Origin of the sequence: Thalassospira profundimaris, from assembly GCF_003326755.1 — a bacterium.
In the GTDB taxonomy this organism is placed as follows: Bacteria; Pseudomonadota; Alphaproteobacteria; order Rhodospirillales; family Thalassospiraceae; genus Thalassospira; species Thalassospira profundimaris_B.
Window position 1 is genome coordinate 101,624 of sequence record NZ_JPWH01000008.1, and the last position, 24,895, is coordinate 126,518.

Genomic DNA, 24,895 nt, shown 5'->3' on the forward strand with positions numbered 1-24,895 from the left:
CGTCACCCTGTTGTCACGAAATCAAACGCTGAGAGAACACAAAAATCGAGTTCGGCATGACCACCTCCAAGACCCCGCTGCTTGACACTGTTACGATCCCGTCAGACCTGCGTAAATTGCAGCCTGCCCAACTGCGCCAGTTTGCCGATGAATTGCGACAGGAAACCATTGATGCCGTTTCGGTCACGGGCGGGCATTTGGGGGCCGGGTTGGGTGTGGTCGAACTGACCGTTGCCATCCATTACCTGTTTGATACCCCGCATGACCGATTGATCTGGGATGTGGGGCACCAGTGCTATCCGCATAAAATTCTGACCGGGCGGCGTGACCGTATTCGCACCCTGCGCCAGGGTGGTGGGTTGTCGGGCTTTACCAAACGTGCGGAATCCGAATATGACCCGTTTGGCGCGGGCCATAGCTCAACCTCGATTTCGGCGGGCCTGGGCATGGCGGTGGCCAACCAGCTATCGGATGACAAACGCAAAAACGTGATTGCCGTGATCGGCGATGGCGCAATGAGTGCGGGCATGGCCTATGAAGCCATGAACAATGCGGCTGCCACTGATCAGCGCCTGATTGTGATTTTGAACGACAATGACATGTCGATTGCCCCGCCGGTGGGCTCCATGTCGGGCTATCTGTCTCGTCTGATTTCGGGCAAAAGCTATCAGGGCTTGCGCAACGCGGCCAAGGGCCTGACCAAACATCTGCCCCGCCAGATCGAGGAAGCGGCCCGCAAGATCGAGGAATATACCCGGGGGATGGTGACCGGGGGCACCCTGTTTGAAGAAATGGGGTTCTTCTATGTCGGGCCGATTGACGGCCACAACCTGGATCATTTGCTGCCGGTTTTGAAAAATGTCCGCGATGCCGACCTGGATGGCCCGGTATTGATCCATGCCGTAACGCAGAAGGGCAAGGGCTATGCTCCGGCGGAACATGCGGCGGATAAATATCATGGCGTTGCCAAGTTTGACGTGGTAACGGGCAAGCAGGCAAAGCCAACCCCCAACGCGCCGTCCTACACCAAGGTTTACGGTGAAACGCTGGTGAAGCTGGGCGAAAAGGATGCCAAGGTAACAGCGATTACCGCGGCCATGCCCTCGGGCACCGGGGTTAACCTGTTTGCCGATGCCTTCCCGGACCGTGCCTTTGATGTCGGTATTGCCGAACAGCATGCCGTGACCTTTGCCGCCGGTATGGCGTGCGAAGGCTACAAACCGTTTTGCACCATTTATTCCACCTTCCTGCAACGCGGCTATGACCAGTTGGTGCATGATGTGGTGGTGCAAAACCTGCCGGTGCGCTTCGCGCTGGACCGCGCCGGTTTGGTGGGAGCCGATGGCGCGACCCATGCCGGGGCCTATGACCTGGCCTATCTCGGCTGTTTGCCCAATATCGTGCTGATGGCCCCGGCCGATGAAGCCGAACTGGTCCATATGACCACTACGGCCTGGGCCATTGATGACCGCCCCAGCGCGTTCCGTTATCCGCGCGGCGAAGGTGTGGGGGTTGAACTGCCCGCCGAAGGCCAGGTTCTGGAAATTGGCAAGGGGCGTGTTTTGCGCGAAGGCAGCAAAATTGCCATTCTGTCCTATGGCACCCGCCTTGCTGAATCGCTTTCTGCGGCCGAGGATCTGGCGGCACGGGGTCTTTCCACCACCGTGGCCGATGCCCGCTTTGCCAAGCCGCTGGATGGTGATCTGATCGAGAAACTGGCACGTAATCATGAAGTGCTGATTACGATCGAGGAAGGATCAATTTGCGGGTTTGGCGCGCTGGTCTTGCAGCATATGGCGGGCCACGGCCTGCTTGATTTGGGCCTGAAGGTACGCACCATGACCTTGCCCGATGCGTTGCTGGATCATGACAAACCCGAAAAGCAATATGCCGAGGCCGGGCTGGATGCGGCAGCAATTGTCAGCACCGCCCTGGCGGCACTGGGCCTGGAAGAAGGCAAGGCAAGGGCCTGATTTTTTGATGTCCCGTGGCCTGATTGGCCGTTGGTAAACACCTATCGCGCACATAAAAACGCCACCCGAAAAACCGGGTGGCGTTTTGTATTGGGGGTGTGCCTGTTGGCAGGGTGATCAGAAATCAACCGTCAGCGAAAGTTTGGCCGTCAGCGGTGCGCCCATGGTCAGATACCCGCCATTGGCCGATGCCCAATAATCGTTATTGGTGACGTTTTCGATATTGGCACGCAGCGTGACCGGATAGGTGCGAATATCGGTTTCGTAACGTGCGCCAAGATCAAGACGGGTCCAGGACGGAATTTCCAGACTGTTGGCGGCATCGGCATATTGTGATGCCGTATGAATGACACGGGCATTGACCGTCGCCCCATGAAGGAACGGCAAATCATATTCCACGCCCAGTTTTGCAACATAATCGGGCACGGCGATGGGGCTGTTGCCATTGTTGGTGCCGTTTTGGGTGTCGGTCAGTTGGGCATCCAGCAGGGTGACGCCGCCCAGAATACGTGTGCCTTCAACCGGCTCGCCAAATATCTGAAGTTCCAGCCCACGGTTGCGCTGTTCGCCATCGGCGGCAAATGTGTTGCTGGCATTTTTATAGGCCGACGGCTTTTCGATCTGGAACAGGGCGATGCTGCCGCCAATGGTGCCGTAATCGGCCTTGACGCCGATTTCATATTGTTCGGACGTGTAGGGGGCAAGCTGTTCGCTGGGGTTGGTCAGGGTCGGGTCCGAACCGGCAGAGGGGGCCGTTTCACCCGGCGAAAGTGATTCCATGTAATTGGCATAGACAGAGACCTGTTCGGTCACGTTTCCGACGACACCAAACATCGGCGTGTATTCATCGGCGCTGTAATTGATGGTGCGCGCACCACTGGTCAGGTCGAACTGCCGTGTGGTGACGGACTGGCGACGCACACCGGCGGTAAAATGAACCCGGTCATCAAGGAAGCTAAGCGTATCAGCAAGGAAATAGCTGGTCAGGTCGTTGGTGTTACGCAGGCCGGGATCGTTCAAATCGCCGGTGGCCGCCCCCAGCGCCGGATAGGATGACGGCGTTTCGCCATAGATATTGCCGCTGTTCCGCGCAAAACCGCTGGCAAAGGCCCAGGCCTGGTGGCTTTTGTTCCACATGCCAGATGCGCCGACATTCAGTTCATGTGAGACAGCGAACGTATCAAATTTTATGCGCGCCCCGCCCATTGCCGTGTTGGTGGTATCGTTGCGCACAATATAGGAACTGCTATAGCTCATGGAACCATCGGTACCGTCAATCCGCGAGGTGGAATAAATACCGGATTCTTCCATATGCCGGGTGCCGAGTGCGATATAGCCCATGACATTTTCATTGAAGTCATGTTCGACACGGCCCTGAATGAAATCATCCTGCAAATCGGCCCAGGTGCCATCGGCGTTGAAATTATGCGAGGCGGAGGGCGCATCGGGAATGCTGGTAAGCGCGCTGTTGAGCGTGATGGAGGTGCGGCCATGATCGGTGTTTTTTTCGTTATGACCGCTATCGATGGTGATGCGGGTATCATCACCGCGATAATCAAATGACAGGGCGCCGGCGATGGTTTCACGCTGCTCGTCGTCGATTGCGGTATTGCCGTTGCTGTATTTCAGATTGGCGCGAATGCCAAACTGGTTGTCCTTGCCAAAACGGCGACCGACATCAAGATGGCTGCCCACTTCGCTATCCATGCCATAGGTCGTGGTCAGGCGGGTGATCGGCGTATCGGTGGCGCGTTTGGGCACCAGATTGATCGACCCGCCAATGCCGCTGCCGCCCGGTGACATACCGTTCAAAAAACCCGATGCACCTTTGGTGACTTCAACCCGCTCATACATCGAAACATCGACCAATTGGCGCGGTGCCGTGCCATACAGGCCATCCAGCGACACATCGTCGCCATCCAGCACAAAACCCCGGATCATGTAACGGTCGCCCGACCCGCCATAGCTGTAGGAGGTGATCACACCGGGGTCATTATCAACCACATCGGCAATGGTATCGGCCTGCTGGTCCCGGATCAGTTTTTCGGTATAGGCCGAACTGTTGATGGCGGTGTCAAGCACATCTTTGTTGCCCAGAACACCGGCACGCCCGCCCGTGGCAACCTGGCCGCCCGCATAGGCGGGCGGGGTGGCATAGGCGGGCGGGGTGGGATCACCTGCTTCCTGTTCGGCCTGGCCTTCAATGGTGATCGGCTTCAGTTTGACGGCCTTATCCTCGGCCCCGGCCTGTTGCGATGATGTGGTTTCCTGAGCAGAAACAGAGGGGACAGAAAGGGCAAGCAGGCTTGCCGATGCCAGCAGCGCGACCGCAAACGGGCTGCGACTTTTTGCAGAAAGTGACATGTCGATTTCCCAAGAATTTCACGCAGGTCTTCTGACCTGCAAAACTGCCCTCCAGTTATCACTATTGATAATTAATCTCAATGATAATGATCATGACTATCAATAGCGATATAATTGCTCAATTTCACAATTTCCCGTTTCAGACAAATAAAACCTGTGCGTGTTCATTTTGGCGAAATTTGCCGAAACTGCTCCTAATGCGTGTTTTTTGCGCCATGACATGCAAAAGGGCTGACGAAAATGCCCTTTCGTCAGCCCTGCCGGGAAATCTGGAAAGTGAAATATTGCGAACGAGTCGCAGAAGGAACAGATCAGTCCTGATAGATCATTTTATGGGTCATGCCGCCATCAATGCGCAGGGTTTCCCCGGTGATAAAGCCGGATTTTTCCCCATCGAGCAAAAAGGCAACCGCATTGGCAATATCGGCCGGAATACCAACACGCCCTGCCGGATGCTGGCTTTTGTCGGTTTCGCTATGGACCGGCGTGCTGCGGTTGGCTGATTTTTGCCAGTCCGCAACCTCGATCCAGCCCGGCGCAATGGCATTCACGCGCACCGCGCCAGAAAGGCTGACGGCCATGGCGTGGGTCAGCGCGACAATCCCGCCTTTGGTGGCAGCATAGGCCTCGCTATTGGCTTCGGACTGAAAGGCGCGGGTGGAGGCCATATTGACGATGGCACCCTTGTTTTTGCGCAAATGCTGGGTGGCGTGTTTGGCCGCCAGAAACGCCCCGCCGAGATTGACATTGATCACGCGAAGCCAGCTTTCCCAAGCCAGATGTTCAAATGGGCCATTATCGGGGTTGGCGATGCCGGCATTGTTAACCAGCCCGTCTATCCGGCCAAAGCGGTCAATCGTGCGCTGAATGGCAAGGGCAACATCATCCTCATTCGCGACGTCCCCGGCAAAAAACAGGCAGCGTTCCCGCTTTTCGGTGCTCAGGGCCTCCATTGCCTTGCGGCCTGCTTCTTCATCAAGATCAAACATCATGACTTTCCAGCCCGCATTCAGCAAATGCAGACTGATGCCCAAACCCAGCCCCTGAGCGCCACCGGTGACAAAGGCGACCCTGGGATGTTGCGTGTCGTTCATCTGTTTATCGTCCTGTTTGATGGTGGGGGTGATCCCGGTATCAGAATTGCAAAACCGGTTTTTCCAACCGGCCGGGCTGATGAAAAAAGGTAAGGGCGTCTTTCCAGTCTGCCAGGTCAAAAACGGCCAGGGGCGGCAGGCTGGCATCGTTTAATAACGGCCAGAGCTGATCAAACCAGCCCTGCCATTTTGCCGGTGAAACCGTTTCCAGCCGGTCGCGCAGATGAAACCGCTGAATGCGTGCCACGGCATTTTCCGGCAAAGCAAATAACTGACCTGACAATAGCCCATAGGACACCATAATGCTGCCTTCTGGCATATGGGTCAGCAAATGCCGGGCAAGGTCGCCGCCCACGGCATCAAACACAATATCGGCGCTGTTGGCCGCATCAACCAGGGCGGCTTCGTCGGTCATATCAACGGGATGGGCGCCAAGGCCCTCAATGCCGGTTTTGCGTGTGGCGCTGCGGTAAATGCCGGTAACAGAAGTCGCCCCCTGTGCCAATGCCCACTGGGTCAACAGGTCTGCACAGGAAGACCCGGCAGCAGTAACAACGATGTTTTTGCCCTTCACCGGCCAAAGATCAAGCATCAACCATGCCGCCAGCGGATTGATATAACCGCGCAGGGCAATGTCATCACTGATATTGTCGGGTACGGCGACCATCCAGGCAGGGTCTGCATCAACAAAGTTTTGCCAGGTACCGGTTGCGCGCAGGGGTAATACTCGCTGCCCAACAGAAAACGGGCAGATGTCACCCGCCGAATTTTCAACAATGGTGCCCAGCCCTTCATACCCGGCAATTTGCGGTGGCGAAACACGGTGGCGATAGGCCCCCGTCACCGGGATCAGATCGGACGGGTTAACGGGGGATGCCATCATTTCCACCCGGACCAGCCCGCTTTGAAGCGGTTTAAGCGGGGCCGTTTCAAGGCCAAGAACGTCAAGCGGGTCGCCAAACTGCCGATACCAAAGGGCCGAATTCTTCATGTTTATCTGCCTGTTGCCAGAAGGTGCGTCCTTGAACCTAGTGCGTTTGACAGATAACAGCCAGCCCGGTTTCTGGCAAAAAAGCAACCGGGCTGGCGATGGTGAACATTCAGGACCGATCAGGGTACCAGCAGGATCGCCCCGCTTGTGGTTCGGCTTTCGGCCAGTTCGTGGGCGGCAGGCGCGTCCTCAAGGGCAAAACGCGCCGCGATTTCCACTTTGACAAAGCCTTTGGCGATGGCGTCAAACAGATCGCCCGCATTGGCGCGGAAACGTTCCGGGTCCGCATTATGCGGAAAAACCGATGGCCGGGTTAAAAACAGGCAGCCCTTTTTATTAAGGATTTCCGGCGAAATATCCGGTGCCGGGCCAGATGCCGCACCAAACAGCACCACCATGCCAAAAGGCTGTGCCAAGTCGAGCGACTGCAGAAAGGTGTCTTTGCCCACTGAATCATACACCACGCGCGCCTTGCGGCCCTTGGTCGCATCAAGCAGTTCTTCCATCCAGTTTTCGTTGCGGTAGTTAATGGCGATATCGCACCCCGCCGCACGCGCAATGGCACATTTTTCGTCCGAACCTGCGGTCCCCACCACAAAGGCCCCCAATGCCCTGGCCCAGCCCGACAGGATTTGCCCCACACCCCCTGCGGCGGCATGGATAATCACCATATCGCCTGCGTGAACCGGGCAGGTATGTTTGAGCAGGTACTGCGCCGTCATGCCCTTGAAAATCGTGGCGGCGGCCTGTTCGTCCGATACTGTATCGGGCAGGGGTACCAGCTTGTCCGCGTTGACATTGCGCAAATCGGTATAGGCGCCAAGGCCCGCATTCATATAGGCTACCCGCATGCCAGGTTTAAGGTGGGTGACGTTGCGGCCAACGGCCTCGATCACGCCGGCGGCTTCATGGCCCAGCGGGCTGGGAAGCGAAAGCGGATAGGCACCGCTGCGTTGATAGACGTCGATAAAGTTAAAACCGATCGCGGTTTGGCGGATGCGGACTTCATCGGGGCCGGGGGCACCCAGGGGAATGTTTTTGACAATCATGTTCCCGGCGGGGCCATGTGTGTCGATCATGATTTGACGGGCGGTAAGATCGGGCATGGTATGCTTCTTTCTTCGTGACGTCGGATAAATCCGATTTGACCGAATAAAAAAGCGCCAGACAACAGCATTTGTTGCCCGGCGCAAGGGAGGGTGAAACATCGGTTGGCGGCAGGGCGCGTGCAACGAAGGTGCCGCCACTGCCGCAACCCGTCCCCCGGGAGATTATTTTGCATTACCCTTGAAGGTATCGGCATATTGGGTACGCAACTGTGCCTTTTGCACCTTGCCCATCGTGTTGCGCGGTAATTCGTCAATTTTCCAGATGCGTTTGGGCACCTTGAATTTCGCCAGCTTGTCCTGGGTGCGGTTGATCAGTTCCTGTTCATCAAACCCGTTGGCATTGGCAGGCACGATCACGGCGGCAACCGCCTCGCCAAAATCGGGGTGGGGCAGGCCAAAGACGGCGACTTCACCCACCTCGTCATACTCGCCAATTACTTCTTCGACTTCCTTGGGATAGACGTTAAAGCCACCCGAAATGATCAAATCCTTGTCGCGGCCAACAATGGTGACATATCCGTCCGCGCCCAGGGTGGCGAGGTCGCCGGTGATAAAGAACCCGTCTTTGCGAAATTCGGATGCGGTTTTTTCCGGCATCTGCCAGTACCCCTTGAACACATTGGGGCCGCGAACTTCCAGCACGCCAATTTCGCCATGCGGCAGGATATTGCCATCCTTGTCGCAGACCCGGGCTTCAATACCGGGCAGGGCCGGGCCAACCGCACCGGGGCGGCGTTCGCCATCCAGCGGGTTGGATGTGTTCATGCAGGTTTCGGTCATGCCATACCGTTCCAGAATTTTATGGCCGGTGCGTTCAAAAAACTGGTCATGGGTTTCCGCCAGCAGCGGGGCGGATCCCGAAACAAACAGCCGCATGTTCGACGTAACATCACGGGTGAAGCCGGGATGCGCCAGAAGGCGGGTATAGAATGTGGGAACACCCATCAATACGGTGGATTTCGGCAGGCGTTCAATCACGTCATCGGCATCGAATTTGGACAGCAGGATGATCTTGCCACCATTAAGCAGCATGATATTGACCGCCACAAACAGCCCGTGCGTGTGAAACAGCGGCAGGGCATGCAGCAAAACATCACCCGGCTGGAACCCCCAGGCTTTATGAAGGGTCAGGGCGTTTGACGTCAGGTTGCCATGACTGAGCATTGCGCCCTTGGAACGCCCCGTTGTGCCCGATGTATACAGGATGGCTGCAATATCATCTTCGGTGACATCGGCAATGTCGGTGCTGGCGTCCGCACTGGCGGCTTGGTCATTCAGGGTGCCATCGCCCTTGGTGCCCAGGGTCAGAACGGCGGCAACGTTGTTTTTGCGGGCAAGGTCCTGGGATGTTTCAAGGCGGTTCGGGATGCAAACAAAAACGCGCGGGGCGGCATCGCCCAGGAAATAGGCAATTTCATCACCAGTATAGGCGGTATTGAGCGGCAGATGAATGGCACCCAGTTGCAAACAGGCCAGATAAAGCGCAATCACATCGGATGATTTATCGACCTGAACGGCAACGCGGTCACCCTTGACCACACCATGAGACGCCAGAACGCTGGCATAGCGCCCGGTAAGGTCCAGAAGTTTGTCAAAGCTGACTTCGGACCCGTCATATTCCACCAGAAACGGGCGCGAACGATCGGCCGGGAACCGTTTGATGAATTCTAAAAGCAGGTTTTGTGACATGAAAGGCTATCCTTGATTTCCGGCAAGCTGTGAAACGGCACGCGAAAGCGCGATTTTGCCGTCATTAACCAGTGATTCGTGGTTTCGTTCAATATCATTCAAATGATAGGCGTAATTCACCATGATCCCGCCGGACTGGCGCAGTCCCTTGGTGGAAATGTCGCCCATCCAGTTCAGGCGTTCAAGCCGCGCCCCATTGCCCAAATGAAAACGTGCCGTTGGGTCCATCGGCGCTTTGCCACGTTTGGCATGGGCCAGGTAACGGGCACAAAGCTGCATGGCGTTTTTTTTCAGGGCTTCGGCACGGGCGGCATCATTTACCCAACTGTCATCTTCCATTGCCTTCAGGATTTCGGCCGCCTGCTTGGCATCGTCAGTGTCGGATTTTTGCCGGGTGCGCAGCCATCCCATAAAACCGGGAATGGGCGACAGGGTGGCAAACTGTTCGAGTTTGGGAAATTCGCGTTTAAGCTCCTCGACCACCTGTTTGATCAGGAAGTTGCCAAAGGAAATGCCGCGAAGGCCGGTCTGGCAGTTGCTGATCGAATAGAAAATGGCGGTATTGGCCCTGGATTGTGCGGTTTCATCAATTTCCGGGGCCAGCAGCGCCTGCACACTATCGGCCAGACCATGCACCAGGGCGACTTCGACAAATATCAGCGGGTCATCGGGCATGGCGGGGTGGAAAAAGGCAAAGCATTTGCGGTCATCGGCCAGGCGGCGGCGCAAATCATCCCAGCCCTGAATTTCATGTACCGCCTCATAGCGGATCAGTTTTTCCAGGATCGATGCCGATGTTTCCCAGTCAATATGGCGCAGTTCCAGAAAACCCCGGTTAAACCAGCTTGTCAGCAAATGCTGCATATCGGCATTAAGGGGTTCAAGATGGCGGTTTTCCTTAAGCGCATTCAGCAACGAATTGCGCATATCAACAATGGCGCGTGTGCCCCCCGGTGCCATGTTGATGCGGCGCAGCAGCTCCTGACGGGCGGGTTCCGATGCCTGGGTCAGGGTGGCAAGGTTGCTTTCAGTGGGATCGGCTTTATAGGCCTCTGCGGCTTCGATCACGGCAATGCGGTCGGCGGAAAATTCGTTCTGCATTATGTTGAAAAAACGCAGATGCTCGCTTTCCGCCAGATCTTCCCAACCCCGCACCACTTCGCGGGCGAGCGCCGTACCACGGGCTTCGCCCTTTTGCGAGACCAGATCATGGCACAGGGTTGCCAGGCGCATGAACGGGTCCTGCGGGGCGCTGAGTGGCAGGTCAAGCAGCTCGCGCCCGCGATCGGCGATGGATGAAATCCAGTTACGAACGGACATGCGTGACATTAGCGGCCTCCTCCGATCATGGCGTTGGGCAGCCAGGTGGCAATTTCAGGGAACACACACAGGATGAGGATGGCAACAAACATGCAGCCAACATAGGGCATGGCACCCTTCAGGATGGTTTGCAGGCGAATATCCGGCGCAATGCCGTTAATCACATACAGGTTCAGGCCAACTGGCGGAGTAATCAGGCCGATTTCCATGTTGATCGTCAGGATCACGGCAAACCAGTACGGGTCAAACCCGGCATTGATGATGACCGGCAGCAGGATCGGGGCCGACATCAGGATCACGGCAACCGGCGGCAGGAAAAACCCGCTGATCAGCAAAAACACATTGATGAAGGCCATCAGGACCCAACGATTGACATCAAGGTCGGAAATCCAGTGGGCGATGGACTGGGTGATAAACAGGCTGGACAGCATGTAACTAAACAGGCCCGCCGCCCCGATAATCAGCAAAATCATCACCGATTCACGGGTGGTATCGCGCAGAATGTGCCAGATTTTGCCAGGCTGCCACATGCGATAGACAATCACCGCGGTAATCAGACAGAACAGCGCGCCAACTCCTGCCGTTTCCGACGGTGTTGCCACCCCGCCATAAAGGGCGAACAGCACAGCGGCAATGATGACCAGAAAGGGCAGAATGCGCGGCAGGATTTCAAACTTTTCTTTCCAGCTATAGGAAACCGATGCCAGCGCCGTGCCCGCATGGCCCTGCCGCCAGGTGGAATACAGCGACCAGGTCATAAACAGGGCCGTCACCATCAGGCCCGGCAGCAAACCGGCCAAAAACAGGCGGCCAATCGATGTTTCGGTGGAAATGCCATAAATGATCATGGTGACGCTGGGCGGGATCAGAATGCCAAGCGTGCCGCCTGCGGCAATCGACCCCGATGCCACGGTATCGGGAAAGCCGCGTTCACGCATGGCGGGAATGCCCATTTTGCCAATCGCGGCACAGGTCGCCGGGGATGACCCCGACAGGGCGGAAAATATGGCACACGCCCCCAGATTGGAAATCACCAGCCCGCCGGGAACACGGGTCAGCCAGCGATCCAGTGCGGAATAAAGATCGCCGCCCGCGCGCGAGGACGCCACAACCGCCCCCATTAAAATGAACATGGGAATGGCAAGAACTTCAAAACTTTCCAGTTTGCCAAACAGGATTTCGGGCAATAGTGGCAGCGACCCGACGCCATCAAATATCATGAGAAAGCCGACACTGATCACCAGAAGGCCAATGCCCACCGGGATGCCGGAAAAAAGAACAAGGGTGGTCGCGATGCCGACAAGGGCAGCAAGAAGCAGGGGATCCATCAGGTGCTCTCCTTATACGGCGTCTTCGGGAATGTCGAAGGGCGTGGTGCGGTTTGTGACCAGGCCCAGCAAATCGGCCAGGAATTGCAAAAACAGCAGGCAAAAGCCAATGGGCAGGGCGCTATAGGGTTTCCACAGCGCAACCCCCCAGACCGTTTCGGACCGCCAGCCGCCGGTATAGGCATCGATCACCAGTTCGATGCCGTAAAAGCCAAACAAACCGCTGATCGCCAGACCGAACAAAAGAATGATCACGGCAAGGATTTTGCGGTTGCCGCGTTTCAGATACATCGGCAGCAGGTCAACATTCACATGCCCGCGGATCATTTGCACATAAGGCAGGCCGACCAGGGTTGCGCCAATCATGAGGAAAATCACCGCTTCGGTTTGCCAGACGGTGGAGGCATTGAGCACATAGCGCATATACACCAATTGGCAAATGATCAGCATGGCAATGGTAAACATGGCCGCCGAGGCCGCACCGCACAGTTTTGACAGCAGATGCACACCATGAATGAACGCACCAATCGCCCCGCCTTTGGGTGGGGTGCCACGGCCCTGATGTGTGGATGTGTTTTCTGGCAGCGGTTCAACATCGGGCGGGGGTGGAAACGGGGAACTTGATGATTTTGTCTGCACAATCCGGGTACTCCCGTAAGGTTCGGGCATATCAATCGGAAGCGACGGGGAATGGGGGGCGGCGTTGGACACGCGTGGCCTCCTTATGCAAGATTTTATCGGAAGACCGGCACCGTGATCGGGCACGGTGCCGGAACCGCATCATTTTACCGACAGGGCCAGGTCAAGCAGTTCCTGTCCGCCGGGGGTTTCCTTGACAAACTCGGCATACGAGGTTTTCTTCGCCAGATCCTGCCATTTCTGGAAGTCCTCATCGGTCAGATCGGCAATTTCAACGCCATTCTCCTTGAAAACATCAACGCTGGTCGCATCTTCCTTGCGGCCTTCGGCATCGTAATAGGCTTCGGCCTTTTTCGCCGCAGCAGCCAGGGCATCCTTTTGCGCGTCATTGAGCGCATCATAGCTTTTCTTGGACATCAATACCGGCTGATACATGAACCACAGGGCATTGTTCCCCGCCGGGGTGTAGCATTTCACCTGTTCATAAAGGCGATAGGACACGAAACTGGACGAACTGGTATTGGCGGCATCCAGAACGCCGGTTTGCAGGGCCGGATAAATTTCCGAGCTGGGCATGGCGGCAATCGACGCACCGGCCCCCTGAAGCATCTGTTCAAACGACTTGCCCGCCGCCCGAATTTGCAGGCCTTTTACGTCGTCCGGGGTGCGGATGCAGCCCTTGGTCGAGGCAAAACCACCGGCCAGCCAGCCATGCGCCACGGTCACGACGCCGCTGTCATTCAGAATCTTTTCCAGACGTGCCATGAATTCGGATTTGTTCATGCGATTGGCGTGATCATGGTTTTTGATCAGGGCGGGCATCAGGGTCAGGTTGAATTCGGGGTGGCGGCCCCCGGCATAGGCCAGCGGATAAATGATCATATCAAGCTGACCACGTTCCATCGGTGTCCACTGTTCCTTGGCCTTGAACAGCGACCCGGACGGAAAAATCTGGATATCCAGATCCACATCGGCCGCCTTGACTTCTTTGGCGATAATTTCGGCCACCTTGTTGCGCACATCGCTGGTGGACCATTGATGGGAAAGTTTCAGGGTGGTGGCCGATGCAATGCCGGACATGCCAAAGGCGGTTGCCGCCATCGCCAGGGCGGCGACGGATGCTTTGAGAGACGAGCTAAAAATCTTCATCAATTCCTCCCGGATGAAGCTGCGTTCTTGAATAGTCGCATATGCGCGTTACGCGCTTTTTATTGTGGCTTTGTTCGCCATATGAGAAAGCGTTGCAGATTCCTGGCATGCTGTCCATCGGTTTTTGTATACCAGATTGACCTTTTGCAATGCCACATGGAAGAAAGGGGCCTGAACATTGTAAATGGCGGTTTTCCCCGGTTTCACATTTCGCAATGCAGCGCGGCTTGCGGGTTTTTTACGACCGAATTTCTTTGAAACACACCGGAATATATGTTCTGGTATACCACGCTTGGGCTTTTACGGAGGGTGCTGCATGGCGCGAAATGGCAAACTGGCGGAAGAACTGGTTCAGGCGCTGGAACGTGATATTGTCACCGGCGTGCTTCAACCTGGCGACCGGCTCGATGAACGCGGGTTAAGCGAAAGGTTCAATGTGTCGCGCACCCCGGTCCGTGAAGCATTGCAGTCTTTGGCGCGCAGCGGGCTGGTTGCCACCCTGCCACGTCGCGGAACTGTGGTGGCCTCCATTACCATTGCCGAACTGATTGAAATGTTCGAGGTCATGGCCGAGCTTGAGGCGATGTGTGCCCGCCTGGCCGCACGGCGCATGGCAAAGGCCGATATTGACCGGCTTTATGACCTGTCGGCCGAATGTGATGCCTTGCGCGGGCAGGTCGATGCCGATGCCTATTATGCCGCCAATGTGCGCTTTCACGAGGCGATTTATGCCGGCTGTCGCAATTCCTATCTGGAAAAACAGACCAAAACGGTCCGCAACCGGCTTTCGCCCTATCGCCGTTTGCAGCTCCACAGGCCAGGCCGGGTGGAAAAATCCAACAATGAACATGCCGAAATTTTGGATGCCATTGCCGGTGGCAAGGCCGATCTGGCCGCCGATCTGATGCGCGCCCACCTTGCGGTACAGGGCGAAGCCCTGAATGATTTGCTGGCGATGGTGCCGCGTGCCTTTCTGGAGCCTTTGGCAAGTTAACGCACGATCCCCGAAAACCGGGCGTGATTTTTGCCATCAGGTGGGGTACAAACCGGCATGGCAAAAAAACAACGTTTGGATCAGATGCTTGTCGACCGGGGCATGGTCGAAAGCCTTGAAAAAGCCCGGGCCCATATCATGGCCGGGGATGTGTTTACCCGTGAACAGCGCCTGGATAAACCCGGCATGCCGGTGCGCGATGACATATCGCTTACCCTGCGCGGGCAGCCGCACCCGTGGGTGTCGCGCGGCGGGCTGAAGCTGGAAAAGGGTTTGGCGGAATTTGACATTGATGTCACCGGTTTTACCGCCATTGATGTCGGCTGTTCCACGGGCGGTTTTACCGATGTGTTACTGCAAAAGGGGGCGGCGAAGGTCTATGCCATTGATGTCGGGCAGGGCCAGCTTGACTGGAAACTGCGCAATGATGAGCGTGTGGTGGTAATGGAAAAAACCAATGCCCGCCATGTAAGCGCAGAAATGATCGCCGATCCCATTGATATTGTGGTGTGTGATGCCAGCTTCATTGGTCTGCGCACGGTTTTGCCTGCCAGTATGGAGCGGGTAAAGCCCGGCGGGTATCTGGTCGCGCTGATCAAACCGCAATTCGAGGTCGGCAAGGAACGGGTGGGTAAAAAGGGTGTTGTCCGCGAACCCGAACTGCACCAGGAAGTATGTGATACGATTTCCGACTGGCTGGCAAATCTGCCCGGCTGGTGCGTTCTGGGCATTGCGACCAGCCCGATTACCGGCCCCGAAGGCAATGTCGAATTTCTGATTGGCGGGCGCAAGGACGGCGCAATTGCCTGACGGCTTCTGATCAGGCAGCCTGCCAGCGTCCCGGACGACGATGTGCAAGGATGTGTTATCATGCAGGGTATCAGGTCACAGGCTCCATACGGGTATCGGTCGGACCCGTCCGTTCCGCCGTTTGATGATACCGGGCCGATCACGGTTATGGATGGCGAATGTGCACTGTGCTCCGTCGGGGCACGGATGATTGCGCGTTTTGACAAGGCGGGTGAATTTCGCATTTGCCGCAGTCAAAGCCCCCTTGGCCGGGCGCTGTTATCCCATTACGGCCTGTCTGCCGATGATCCCGATAGCTGGCTTTTGATTGTCGATGGCCGTGCCTATGGCTCCCTTGATGCCATTATTCGGGCGGGAAGGCGCGTTGGCGGCCCTGGTCTGTGCTTGCAGCCTTTGCGCCTGTTGCCGCGCCCGGTTCAGGACTGGCTTTATCGTATTGTTGCCCGCAATCGCTATCGTTTGTTTGGCCGGAAGGATATGTGTGGCATCCCCGATGCGGAACTTCGGGCAAGGTTGATGGAATGAAAATTGTCATTCTTGGTGGCTATGGTGTTTTCGGCTCCCGCCTGGCCGAACTTTTGCTGCGCGATGGGCATGATGTGGTCGTTGCCGGGCGTCATATGACAAAGGCCCGGTCATGTGCCGATAATCTTGGGTGTAGTGCCTTGGAACTAGATCTGCATACTTGCCCGGAACGCATATTTTCCGTCGCGCCGGATGTGGTGGTGGATGCAGCCGGACCCTTTCAGGCGTATCGTGACGATCCTTATAAAATCGCGCGGCTGTGTCTTGATCATGGTGCGGATTATCTTGATTTTTCCGATGATGCGGCCTTTACCGCAGGTGTCAAGGTGCTTGACGGGGTGGCAAGAAGATACAACCGCTGCCTGCTGTCAGGGGTATCTAGTGTGCCGGGACTGTCCTCCGTTATTGCCCGTGACCTTTGCCAGGGCCTGGACGATATTTTATTGGTGGATACGGCGATTTTGCCGGGTAATCGTGCGCCGCGAGGTACATCGGTAATATCGGGCATTGTGGGGCAGTTGGGCACGGTCTCGCGTGTTTGGCGCGGTGGGGTCTGGCGCGATCAGGCGTGTTGGAGCGACCCCCGAAATCTGTGCCTTGCTGGGAATTTGAAACGTACGGCACGGTTTATCGAGGTACCCGATATTCGCCTTTTCCCCGACTTTTTCAAGGCAAGGTCGGTGATGTTTCGCGCCGGGATGGAATTGGGCATTTTTAATGCGGCGATGTATTGGCTGGGGAAACTGCGCCGTCGCTGGATGTTTGATGTAACGCCTTTTCGTGTCGGTATTATCCGCAAGATGGCCGATATGCTCCTGCCCTTTGGCACAGACCGTGGGGGAATGCAGGTTGCGGTTGTCGGCACAAAGGGGGGCGAAACGGTCCGGCGGTGCTGGCGTTTGATTGCAGAAGCCGGTGATGGCCCCTATATCCCGACCATTGCCGCGCGGGTGGTGATCCGCAAACTTGCTTTGGGTCAGGTGGGGGCGGGTGCGCGTCCCTGTCTTGCCGAAACCAGCCGCGTAGAGGCCGAGCAGGCGATGACGGACCTGTCGGTGTCCTTTCAGGTGGACGAAAACCCTGCGCGCCCTCTTTTCCAATCCGTGTTGCGAGACCGGTGGTCGCTGTTGCCGCCTGAAATTCGGGCTTTGCATTCGGTTTATGATATGGAAAGTTTTTCGGGACAGGCCGAAGTAACCCGGGGGCGTTCCCTGATGGCGCGTGCGATTGCGTGGTTTTTCGGTTTTCCACCAGCCAGCCCGAAATGTGCGGTGAGTGTTACGAAAACCCGTACCGAAACAGGCGAGATCTGGCAGCGCAATTTTGGCGGCAAAATTTTTCAGTCGCGTTGTCGTGCGGCTGCCGTCCCCTATCGTTTTCGCGAGGGTTTTGGGCTGTTTAACTATGAAATGGATGTGGATGCGTCTGATGCGGGCATCGAATTGCCGGTGCGTCGCGGATGGTTCATGGGGGTTCCATTGCCACGTTTTTTGCTGCCCAAAAGCGACAGCCGTGAATATGTGCAAAATCGCACTTTTCATTTCGATGTAAAGTTAACTGCGCCGTTGGGAATTGGGTTGATTGTGCGATATCGCGGGTCTTTGCATCCTGATGGCAAGGTGCATTTACCGGGGCATGCCCGTGCCAAAGGTTGAATATTGTGGTGTTCCGGGGGCAGGCAAAAAAACAGGCCTTCATGCTGATCGTGCGTGAAGACCTGCTTGGGGTTTGTGGGGGACGGGTTTGTTTATCGGCTTATTGCCTTACCATTCAAAACGGCCGCCCAGGATAAAGCTGTGTTCGGTCTGCCTGGCTCCGAAAGACGGGTTGTAGCTGGCAAAAGCCTGGAAAGAGTCGCCAAATTTGAGCGCCGTGCCGATTTTGGCCGCCAGCATGTTTCGGTCCTTTGGCGTGCCATTAACAACAAAATCACTGCCGCCGCTGGTGAAGTGCAGGGTGCTGCTGTTTTCGGTGGTGCCGATATGATGTTTCAGGGCCAGCCCCAGTTGCGGCAGCAGTTTTTTGCGATTGCCAATGTCATATTCGCTGGAAAACCGCACGCCGAGGCTGGATGTCCCGACAAGGTCGGTATCGTCATCCCGGCCCAGATTGGCCCCCGGCGCACCGGTTTCGGTAAATTCGCCCAGATATTGTTGCAACACCGAGGCGGAGACATAAGGCTCGAACCACATGTTCTGCTCGACCTGAAAGGCTCGGGCCAGTTCGGCATCGGCTGACAGGCTCTGATCGGTGTAGCTGGCTTTGGCCGATTGGTCAAAACCGCCGATTTTCAGGTCGCGGCGGCTGTCCGATGCAATGCGACTCCAGGCAAGCTGGCCACTGGCCCGCCAGTCATCTTTGCGGTATTCCCCATATATACCGGCGGTAAAGGTGTCGGTATCGATGCGGGAGCGGATCGCACTTTGCTCGCTATTGCCATTGATATAGCCAAAGAACACGCCCAGGGTCATTTCCTGTGTTATGGCTCTGTCATAACCGCCAATAATCCCCAGCCAGTCATAGCTGGTTTTGACGGATTCCGCATCGGCATCAATAATGCCCCGGCCACCCACTGTTTGCGACCATAGACCATTGGGGGCTTTGTCTGATGATGATGTTGTCGGGGTATCGGACCAGCCCAGCGACGCGCTTAATGGCTGTGTCACATCAATCATGCCTTGGGGCTGGGCAAAACCGGCCATTTCGGCGGCTGAAAAGGCGAGGCCGGCCTGCGCACCGGAACGGGTTGATGTGCGCAGGGCGGTCAGGCGGGTGCCAACCTGCTGGCTGACCTGCTGGTTCAGGTTAACGCTGGATTGCTGCGTGATGGGGTAAATGTTGCCGGTCAACTGGGTATAGGCTTCCTGCACCGCCTCTTCGGACAATGAAAGAAGATTGTTAAGCAGCGTATCTGCCCCCTGAAGGCTGTTCAGAACCGTCGCAACGGATTTCTGGTTGGGGGTTTTGGCAACATCGACATAACCTGATGTATTGCGCTTGAGGGTCAGCGTCACATCGTTGCCAGTACCACCCGCATAATTCACACTGGCATCGTAAAAGGCCAGATCGTCGGTGACGGAGGCAAAGGTACCGTTAATGGCGGATATGCTTTGATTGTCGATAATGACCTGGACATATTCGTTTTGCGCGAAATTGCCTTGCAAACCGGCAATGGAAAGGCTGGCGCCACTGATTGTGACGGTTCCGTTATTCTGAACCACCACCTTGTCCATGCTGCCGGTGTCATTGATCTCGATCTTGAGGGTTGAACCGCTGTTGAGTGCGTAATTGCCATTGACCGTTTGGGTGCCGACGCCATTGTTGCCCGGTGTATGGTTCGCACCAGACAAGACCGAAAGGGCACCGAGCGTACCGGTGCCGCCAAATGTGCCCTGGCTAACCGTGGTGTCACCGGCATAGCTGTTATTCCCGGTCAGGAGCAACTGACCACTGCCCGTTTTGTTCAGAGACCCCGTGCCCGAAACAGCCCCGGCAAGCGTTAGCACGGTATTGTTTGCCGTATTGATCGTGCTTGTCTTGTTCGCATTCAGGGTGACATTTTGCGCCTTTGTGAAGGTGCCGGTACTTGCAAGCGTGCCACCATCCAGAACAAGGTTTGCGCTGCCAAGGTTGGCCTGGGAGGCCACCGATAATGTGCCGCCGGAAAGGGTCATTGTGCCGGTAAAACTGGTGTTGTCTCCTGTCAGTCGCGTAGTGCCGGCGATTGTTCTGACTGTGCCTTTGCCATCTTCTTTCGACACCATTGCATTTGCAAATTCGTAATCCGTTTCGGTGTGATTGAAGATGATGGTGCTGGTGCCGCCATAGAATTCGACGCCGTTGGTGGTTGTAACCGTGCCTGCGGCAACGGCTGCACTGTTGGCATCGGCACCAATATTCAGGGTGCCGTTTGCATCTGCGGTAAAGCCCATGCGCAAAACATCGGCCATCGCGAATGTGGCACCGTTTTGCACCGTAATGGTGCCGGTCCCGTCAACGCCGATATAACCCTTACCGGAAAAAGTGTCTGATATGGACGACAGTTTTGTCCCGCTCCCGGTAACAAGAATGCTGCCGGTGGAGCCGGTATCATTGCCAACCCCGACAACCGACGCCCAAACATGCGCGCCGCCTGAAACGGTCAGTTCACCGGTATTGTTGCTGGGACCATTGCCGCTGCCGCCAACATAAAGGGACAAATGGGCGTTCCAGGTGGTGTTTTCACCGGTCACGGTCATGGATGCCTTGTTTTCATCGCCGACACCGTCGCCATTGACATAACCGGCATCTGATTCCAGCGTGGCACCATCCGAGATTGTGGCTGTACCGGATTCAACGCTGAAAAAGCCGTCCGCACTTTCCCAGTCTGCCGGGGTACCGCTATGTGCCGTGCCGATTTTGATGTTTGTGCCACTGCCCGAGGCGGTAAAGGTGGCGCTGTTCAGGTAAATACCGCCAGAAACTGTTTCAAGTTCCGCGCCATTCTTGACCTCGAACGTGCCTTTCTTGAAGTTGACGTGAGATTCTGACGTCAGTTTCGAGCCGCTATCGGTGATGGAAATCGATCCTGTTCCTGCATCGGTAGAGGTTCTGACCTGATAGACTGAAACCGTGCCGCCACTGGAGATATTCACCTTTCCCTCGCCCAGATAGCCGATGAGAAGGGCCGTGCCATTGTCATTCCAGACGGCATTGGGGCCTGTCACGTTTATAATCGAGTTCGATCCCGTATCGATGCCGACAAATGTTTCTTTTGCCGTCGGCCCTTCACGTGTGCCGCTGTTCAGAATGGCCCCCGTGCCGATATTCAGAACAGTGTCGCCAGAGGTTGGAGCAACACCAAGCCGGAGTTGTTCATAGGTTTCCGTGCCTGAAACAGTATGACTGCCGGTGCTTAAGAACAAATCTGCGGCCAGGGCCGGTCCGTGCAAACACAAAATATCCGTCGCCACAGTGGCCAGTAAAATAAGTGTCGTTTTTCTGCGTGATGAATTGAGCATGCTTCCCCCTTTAAGTCATGATCATCGCGGTGCCAAATGATCGCCCTGTGTTTGAATGATTCCCTGAAGTTCCCCGGTCTCATAAACCTGCTGTTTGACGTGCTTTTCTGATCAAATTAACATAACTGTAATGTAGAATATCTACAGTGTTACAAAGAATGCACGTCGCCAAACCGCCAAATTTGAAACCACAAGCACATGGTTCGGATCTGGCAGGCAAAAGCGATGTTTGCAGGCGGAAGGCACGTTAATTCCAGGATGATTATGTAAAAACGGGTCCCTATCCGTTTATTACATGTTTCTACTATAGTGGTATTCGTTACGGGGGAAAAGAAAGATGTTGGTTCACCTAAGGGTAGGTTTTTCACCAAAGGTATCGTTTTTTCTCGAATTTGCCGGTTTTTCAGGCACAGAGAATCTGGTGACGTGAACTTCTCAACTCATTCTAATGATTAAAATTTGCATGACCAAGTGCTGATATGGCGCCAAGCGCCAGTTCGCGTAACGCTGGCGTTGCCTGGTCGCGGATTTTAAGTGCGATGTCGATGGGCGGGAGGCCGGGCAGGTCTGTGCTGTTGATGATATTAAGGCCCTCATGCCGGGCGGTGCAGGCGGGCATGACACCAATGGCATGGCCGCCGCGCACAGCGATTACCAGCATGGAATTGGCGTTGCTGCTGTGGCTGACGCGATGGGGAATATCATTTTGGTCCAGGGCGGCAAGGCCGCTTTGCCGGACCGAACAGGCATCGTGATAGACCGCGACGGGCAGCGGGCGCTGGTGGATGTCAAAGTCCGACAGGCCAACCCATACCAGGGGTTCGGATATGACATGCAGGCTGTCGCCCTCGTTTTCGGCGGTCATGATGGCAAGGTCGAGTTCGCCCTGGGCCACGCGTTTGCCAAGGTCCACGCTGTAGCCGGCATGGCAGCTTATTTCGGTATGGGGCAGGCGCTGGGCCGCCGAGCGCAGAATTTCGGGTAAAAAGATGGTGGCATAATCATCGGGCAGGCCGATGCGCAGAACGGGGGGCGCGGCTTCCAGGAGGTCGGCGACCATGCGGTCATTCAGCCCGATAATATCCTCGGCATAGGATTTGACGACAAGGCCGGTTGCAGTTGGCGTGATGTGATTGCGATGGCGCGAAATCAGGGGCGTGCCAACGGTTTCTTCCAGGCGTTTGATCTGCTGGCTGATGGCGGGCTGGGTGCGTAATAAAATCTCGGCCGTGCGGGTAAAACTCTGGGTTTCCAGCACGGTCAAAAAGGTTCTGAGCCAGTCAATATCAACGTTTAAGAGCGCCATAAGGTTTTGTTATTTCCGTTATAAGTCGAAGCAATTTCCCTTTTGACAGCTTCACGGGCATTGTGCCGGAGCAGACAGTCAACACCTATAATCTGGCGGCTGTTCACGCGTAAAACAATGATTTTGTTATAAAGGCGACGGCAATGCACAATACCGCATGTTTGAAACGCGAAACGTTACATCCGAACGATCCGGCAAACGAGACCAGCAGCCATGCTTCTGGCGGGACAGGCGGGGCAGGCGTTTCTGCATATGGTGGTATGGTCTGGCCGGTATTGGGATTGTTGCTGGCGGCAAGCCTGATGGGGCTGGGGCCGATTTTTGTCCGCTTGTCCGGCATTTCGGCCGAGGCATCGGCTTTTTGGCGGGCCATGCTGGCCGCCCCGGTTTTTTGGGTTGCCAGTCAGGGGCTAGCCATCGTAAGCGCGAAAAAGCGCCCATCAAATATGGACGGGATCGTCTCTGACAGCGCAGCCCGCCCCGCACGCAAAACCGGGTTGCTGGTGCTGGCCGGTGTGCTGTTTGCCGCCGATTTGATGTTTGCCCATCTTGCCATTGGCATGACAACGGTTGCCAATGCAATTTTGCTCAATAACCTGGCCCCGCTTTTTGTTGGCTGTTTTGGCCTGCTGGGTTGGGCGCGCCGTCCAAGTCGCCGGTTCTGGCAGGGCCTGCCCATTGCCATGCTCGGCGCATTTTGTCTGTTTTTGGCCAGTTCGCATGGCAGCGGCTCCATGCTGGGTGATGCCACGGCAATTGTCGCTGCCGGGTTTTACGGGGCCTATTTTGTGGTGATTGCCAAGCTGCGCCAGGATCATTCCGCCCTGCAGATCATGCTCTGGAGCACGATTGTCACCGCGATTATTCTGGCCCTTTATATGCTGGTTTTTGATGGTGGCATTGGCATGCCCGCTGTTCTTGGCGGCTGGCTGGCCCTGTGTGGTCTGGCCTTTTTAACGCATATTGGCGGGCAGGGGATGGTATCGGTCTGTTTCAAGCGGGTTGATGAAGCCACCGGGTCGATCATTTTGCTGTGGCAGCCCTTTATGTCGGCCATTTTGGGGGCACTGGTGCTGGGCGAGGTTTTAAACCCGTGGCATGCGCTGGGGGCCGCCTTGGTGATGGTGGCGGTTGCCTATATCACGGTGCGTCGCCGCCGTCGGGCTGGATGATGTGCGTTAACGTCCTGATCACGGATTAAGCATCAGCCACAGCGTAATGAACGGAAAAATGACCGCCAGCATGCCAAGAAAGTTCCACAGCCGGGCGGCACGATAATAGGTTTCGGGCAGGTCGGCCTGATGATGGTCGCACGCGGTTTGCGCCAGCTTTGCCATGCGCCGTTGCAGCGGGATTAATCCCAACAGCCAGATCACGGCTGCCATGATAAACAGGAAAATGCCGCTTTGCAGGTTAAAGCGCGCGGCAAGGTCAATGCGCGCAATGTGATACAGGCCAATGCCGCCTATTGCGATCAGGACGACGCCGCCGGCGGTAAAGGCCAGATCGGTGATTTTAACCAGGCGGCAGGCAAAGGCGATGATCGCCGGATTGCGGGTTTTATCAGCCTGGTTTTTCCACACCGCACTGACAACGATATTGCCCAGAAATAATACCACCCCCAGAAGATGAATGAACTTGATAAAGGCGTAATCCATGCGGGAGCCCCCGAGTCGCAACGATTGAAACAAGCCTGCAAGCCAGAAATGACCTGTTCGCAGCCCCTTTGCAAGCAGGGATCAGGATCAGACTGTTTTGGCGTTTCGGTTTGCCGAACCTCCAAGGTCTTCGGCCAGCAGGCCAAAGACAAAATCCTGCAGGGGCTGGTCGGCGGGGGGCGAGATCATGCCATCTATCACCAGGGTGGCAATGCCGTGGGCGCGGCTCCAGGCGGCCAGCGCACGGTTATAGGCATTGGCGGCGTCGGCCAGCGTCATAGTGCCGCGCTGGTCCAGATTGGTGACAGATCGTTGCAAAATATCAAATACCGCATCGGCGGCATCGCGCAGTTCGGGATATTGATCCAGCGGCGGGCGCTCGCGGCCAAAGATCAGGCGGAAATGCTGCGGGTTTTCAATGGCAAACTCAACATAGGATGCACTAAGCGCCATGATACGTTCTTCATGGGGCAGGTTGCGCTGTGCGGTTTCTTCCAGCCGGTCGCCAAACCGTTTTAAGGCCGCAATCGCCACTGCCGCCAAAATGCCATCCTTACCGTCAAAATGGCGATAAGGGGCGGCTTCGGAAACGCCGGTCAGGCGGGCAAGGCGGCGCAACGACAGGCCGCCGGGGCCCTCGGCACGCAAAATGGTTTCGGCCTCGCGCAGCAAAACATTGCGCACATCGCCGTGGTGATATTTGGACATTTGCTCGGTTCAGTCTTTTTATGTTAATAATGTTAACATATTCAATGACTTTACGATGGTCAAGCAAAAAATCGCGGAAATCAGCCATTTTCCCGATTGAATAATCATCGCCAAATTGTGCCTGTTCCAACAGGCGCGTGATGCGGATGCGCGTATTGCAGCAGGTGCAAATCGCCCGGCTGACAAAGAAAAACGGCAGACCACGAAAGGATCTGCCGTTCTGAACGTCCGGTTTAAT

The 24,895-nt window shown here is 56.0% G+C and carries 19 protein-coding genes; 6 read left to right on the forward strand and 13 right to left on the reverse strand.

Annotated features, from left to right (window positions below):
• Positions 1-56: 56 nt before the first annotated feature.
• Positions 57-1,973 carry a 1-deoxy-D-xylulose-5-phosphate synthase gene (gene dxs / locus TH25_RS11195; RefSeq protein ID WP_114088504.1) on the forward strand — a complete coding sequence of 639 codons (1,917 nt, stop codon included), beginning with the start codon at positions 57-59 and terminating at the stop codon, positions 1,971-1,973.
• A gap of 117 nt (positions 1,974-2,090) precedes the next feature.
• Here dxs and TH25_RS11200 read toward each other — a convergent pair whose 3' ends face one another.
• From TH25_RS11200 to dctP, 9 genes are all read right to left on the reverse strand, one after another.
• Positions 2,091-4,337 (reverse strand): TonB-dependent receptor, encoded by a 2,247-nt coding sequence (locus TH25_RS11200; RefSeq protein ID WP_114088505.1) that lies wholly within the window; start codon positions 4,335-4,337, stop codon positions 2,091-2,093.
• A 311-nt stretch (positions 4,338-4,648) separates the two neighbouring features.
• Positions 4,649-5,431, reverse strand: a complete 783-nt coding sequence (locus TH25_RS11205) for an SDR family oxidoreductase (protein ID WP_114088506.1) — start codon at positions 5,429-5,431, stop codon at positions 4,649-4,651.
• 40 nt (positions 5,432-5,471) lie between these two features.
• Positions 5,472-6,422 carry a zinc-dependent alcohol dehydrogenase family protein gene (locus tag TH25_RS11210; RefSeq protein ID WP_114088507.1) on the reverse strand — a complete coding sequence of 317 codons (951 nt, stop codon included), beginning with the start codon at positions 6,420-6,422 and terminating at the stop codon, positions 5,472-5,474.
• A gap of 119 nt (positions 6,423-6,541) precedes the next feature.
• Positions 6,542-7,528 carry a quinone oxidoreductase family protein gene (locus tag TH25_RS11215; protein WP_258549119.1) on the reverse strand — a complete coding sequence of 329 codons (987 nt, stop codon included), beginning with the start codon at positions 7,526-7,528 and terminating at the stop codon, positions 6,542-6,544.
• 165 nt (positions 7,529-7,693) lie between these two features.
• Positions 7,694-9,220 carry a malonate--CoA ligase gene (locus tag TH25_RS11220; RefSeq protein WP_114088508.1) on the reverse strand — a complete coding sequence of 509 codons (1,527 nt, stop codon included), beginning with the start codon at positions 9,218-9,220 and terminating at the stop codon, positions 7,694-7,696.
• Between the two features lie 6 nt (positions 9,221-9,226).
• Positions 9,227-10,549 (reverse strand): malonyl-CoA decarboxylase, encoded by a 1,323-nt coding sequence (locus TH25_RS11225; protein ID WP_114088509.1) that lies wholly within the window; start codon positions 10,547-10,549, stop codon positions 9,227-9,229.
• On the reverse strand, positions 10,549-11,868 hold the full coding sequence (locus TH25_RS11230; RefSeq protein ID WP_114088510.1) for a TRAP transporter large permease: 1,320 nt from the start codon (positions 11,866-11,868) through the stop codon (positions 10,549-10,551). The genes TH25_RS11225 and TH25_RS11230 overlap by 1 nt, the downstream gene beginning before the upstream one ends.
• A 12-nt stretch (positions 11,869-11,880) precedes the next feature.
• Positions 11,881-12,579, reverse strand: a complete 699-nt coding sequence (locus TH25_RS11235) for a TRAP transporter small permease (protein ID WP_114088511.1) — start codon at positions 12,577-12,579, stop codon at positions 11,881-11,883.
• 69 nt (positions 12,580-12,648) lie between these two features.
• Positions 12,649-13,656 carry a TRAP transporter substrate-binding protein DctP gene (gene dctP / locus TH25_RS11240; RefSeq protein WP_114088512.1) on the reverse strand — a complete coding sequence of 336 codons (1,008 nt, stop codon included), beginning with the start codon at positions 13,654-13,656 and terminating at the stop codon, positions 12,649-12,651.
• Between the two features lie 316 nt (positions 13,657-13,972).
• Between dctP and TH25_RS11245 the strand changes: the two genes are divergently transcribed.
• From TH25_RS11245 to TH25_RS11260, 4 genes are read left to right on the forward strand one after another with little or no spacing between them, the layout of a single operon-like run.
• A complete protein-coding gene (locus TH25_RS11245; RefSeq protein WP_114088513.1) occupies positions 13,973-14,650 on the forward strand; it encodes a GntR family transcriptional regulator in 678 nt (225 codons plus the stop codon).
• Between the two features lie 57 nt (positions 14,651-14,707).
• Positions 14,708-15,460, forward strand: a complete 753-nt coding sequence (locus TH25_RS11250; RefSeq protein WP_114088514.1) for a TlyA family RNA methyltransferase — start codon at positions 14,708-14,710, stop codon at positions 15,458-15,460.
• A gap of 60 nt (positions 15,461-15,520) precedes the next feature.
• Positions 15,521-15,985: a thiol-disulfide oxidoreductase DCC family protein gene (locus TH25_RS11255; RefSeq protein WP_114088515.1), complete on the forward strand. Its 465-nt coding sequence runs from the start codon at positions 15,521-15,523 to the stop codon at positions 15,983-15,985.
• The gene (locus TH25_RS11260; protein WP_114088516.1) at positions 15,982-17,640 is read left to right on the forward strand and encodes a saccharopine dehydrogenase family protein; all 1,659 of its coding nucleotides are present in this window, start codon (positions 15,982-15,984) and stop codon (positions 17,638-17,640) included. The genes TH25_RS11255 and TH25_RS11260 overlap by 4 nt, the downstream gene beginning before the upstream one ends.
• A gap of 108 nt (positions 17,641-17,748) precedes the next feature.
• Here TH25_RS11260 and TH25_RS11265 read toward each other — a convergent pair whose 3' ends face one another.
• Together TH25_RS11265 and TH25_RS11270 are read right to left on the reverse strand one after the other, a co-directional pair.
• Entirely contained in the window at positions 17,749-20,985 is a 3,237-nt protein-coding gene (locus TH25_RS11265) for an autotransporter family protein (RefSeq protein WP_114088517.1), read from the reverse strand.
• A gap of 445 nt (positions 20,986-21,430) precedes the next feature.
• Positions 21,431-22,291, reverse strand: a complete 861-nt coding sequence (locus TH25_RS11270) for a LysR family transcriptional regulator (protein ID WP_114088518.1) — start codon at positions 22,289-22,291, stop codon at positions 21,431-21,433.
• 143 nt (positions 22,292-22,434) lie between these two features.
• On the opposite strand from TH25_RS11270, the gene TH25_RS11275 reads away from it, so the two are divergent.
• Positions 22,435-23,463, forward strand: coding sequence for a DMT family transporter (locus TH25_RS11275; RefSeq protein ID WP_114088519.1), 1,029 nt, complete (start codon positions 22,435-22,437; stop codon positions 23,461-23,463).
• An 18-nt stretch (positions 23,464-23,481) separates the two neighbouring features.
• On the opposite strand, the gene TH25_RS11280 is transcribed toward TH25_RS11275, so the two are convergent.
• Positions 23,482-23,949 carry a DUF2269 family protein gene (locus TH25_RS11280; protein WP_114088520.1) on the reverse strand — a complete coding sequence of 156 codons (468 nt, stop codon included), beginning with the start codon at positions 23,947-23,949 and terminating at the stop codon, positions 23,482-23,484.
• Positions 23,950-24,036: 87 nt separating this feature from the next.
• Positions 24,037-24,657 (reverse strand): TetR/AcrR family transcriptional regulator, encoded by a 621-nt coding sequence (locus tag TH25_RS11285; protein ID WP_114088521.1) that lies wholly within the window; start codon positions 24,655-24,657, stop codon positions 24,037-24,039.
• Between the last annotated feature and the right edge of the window lie 238 nt (positions 24,658-24,895).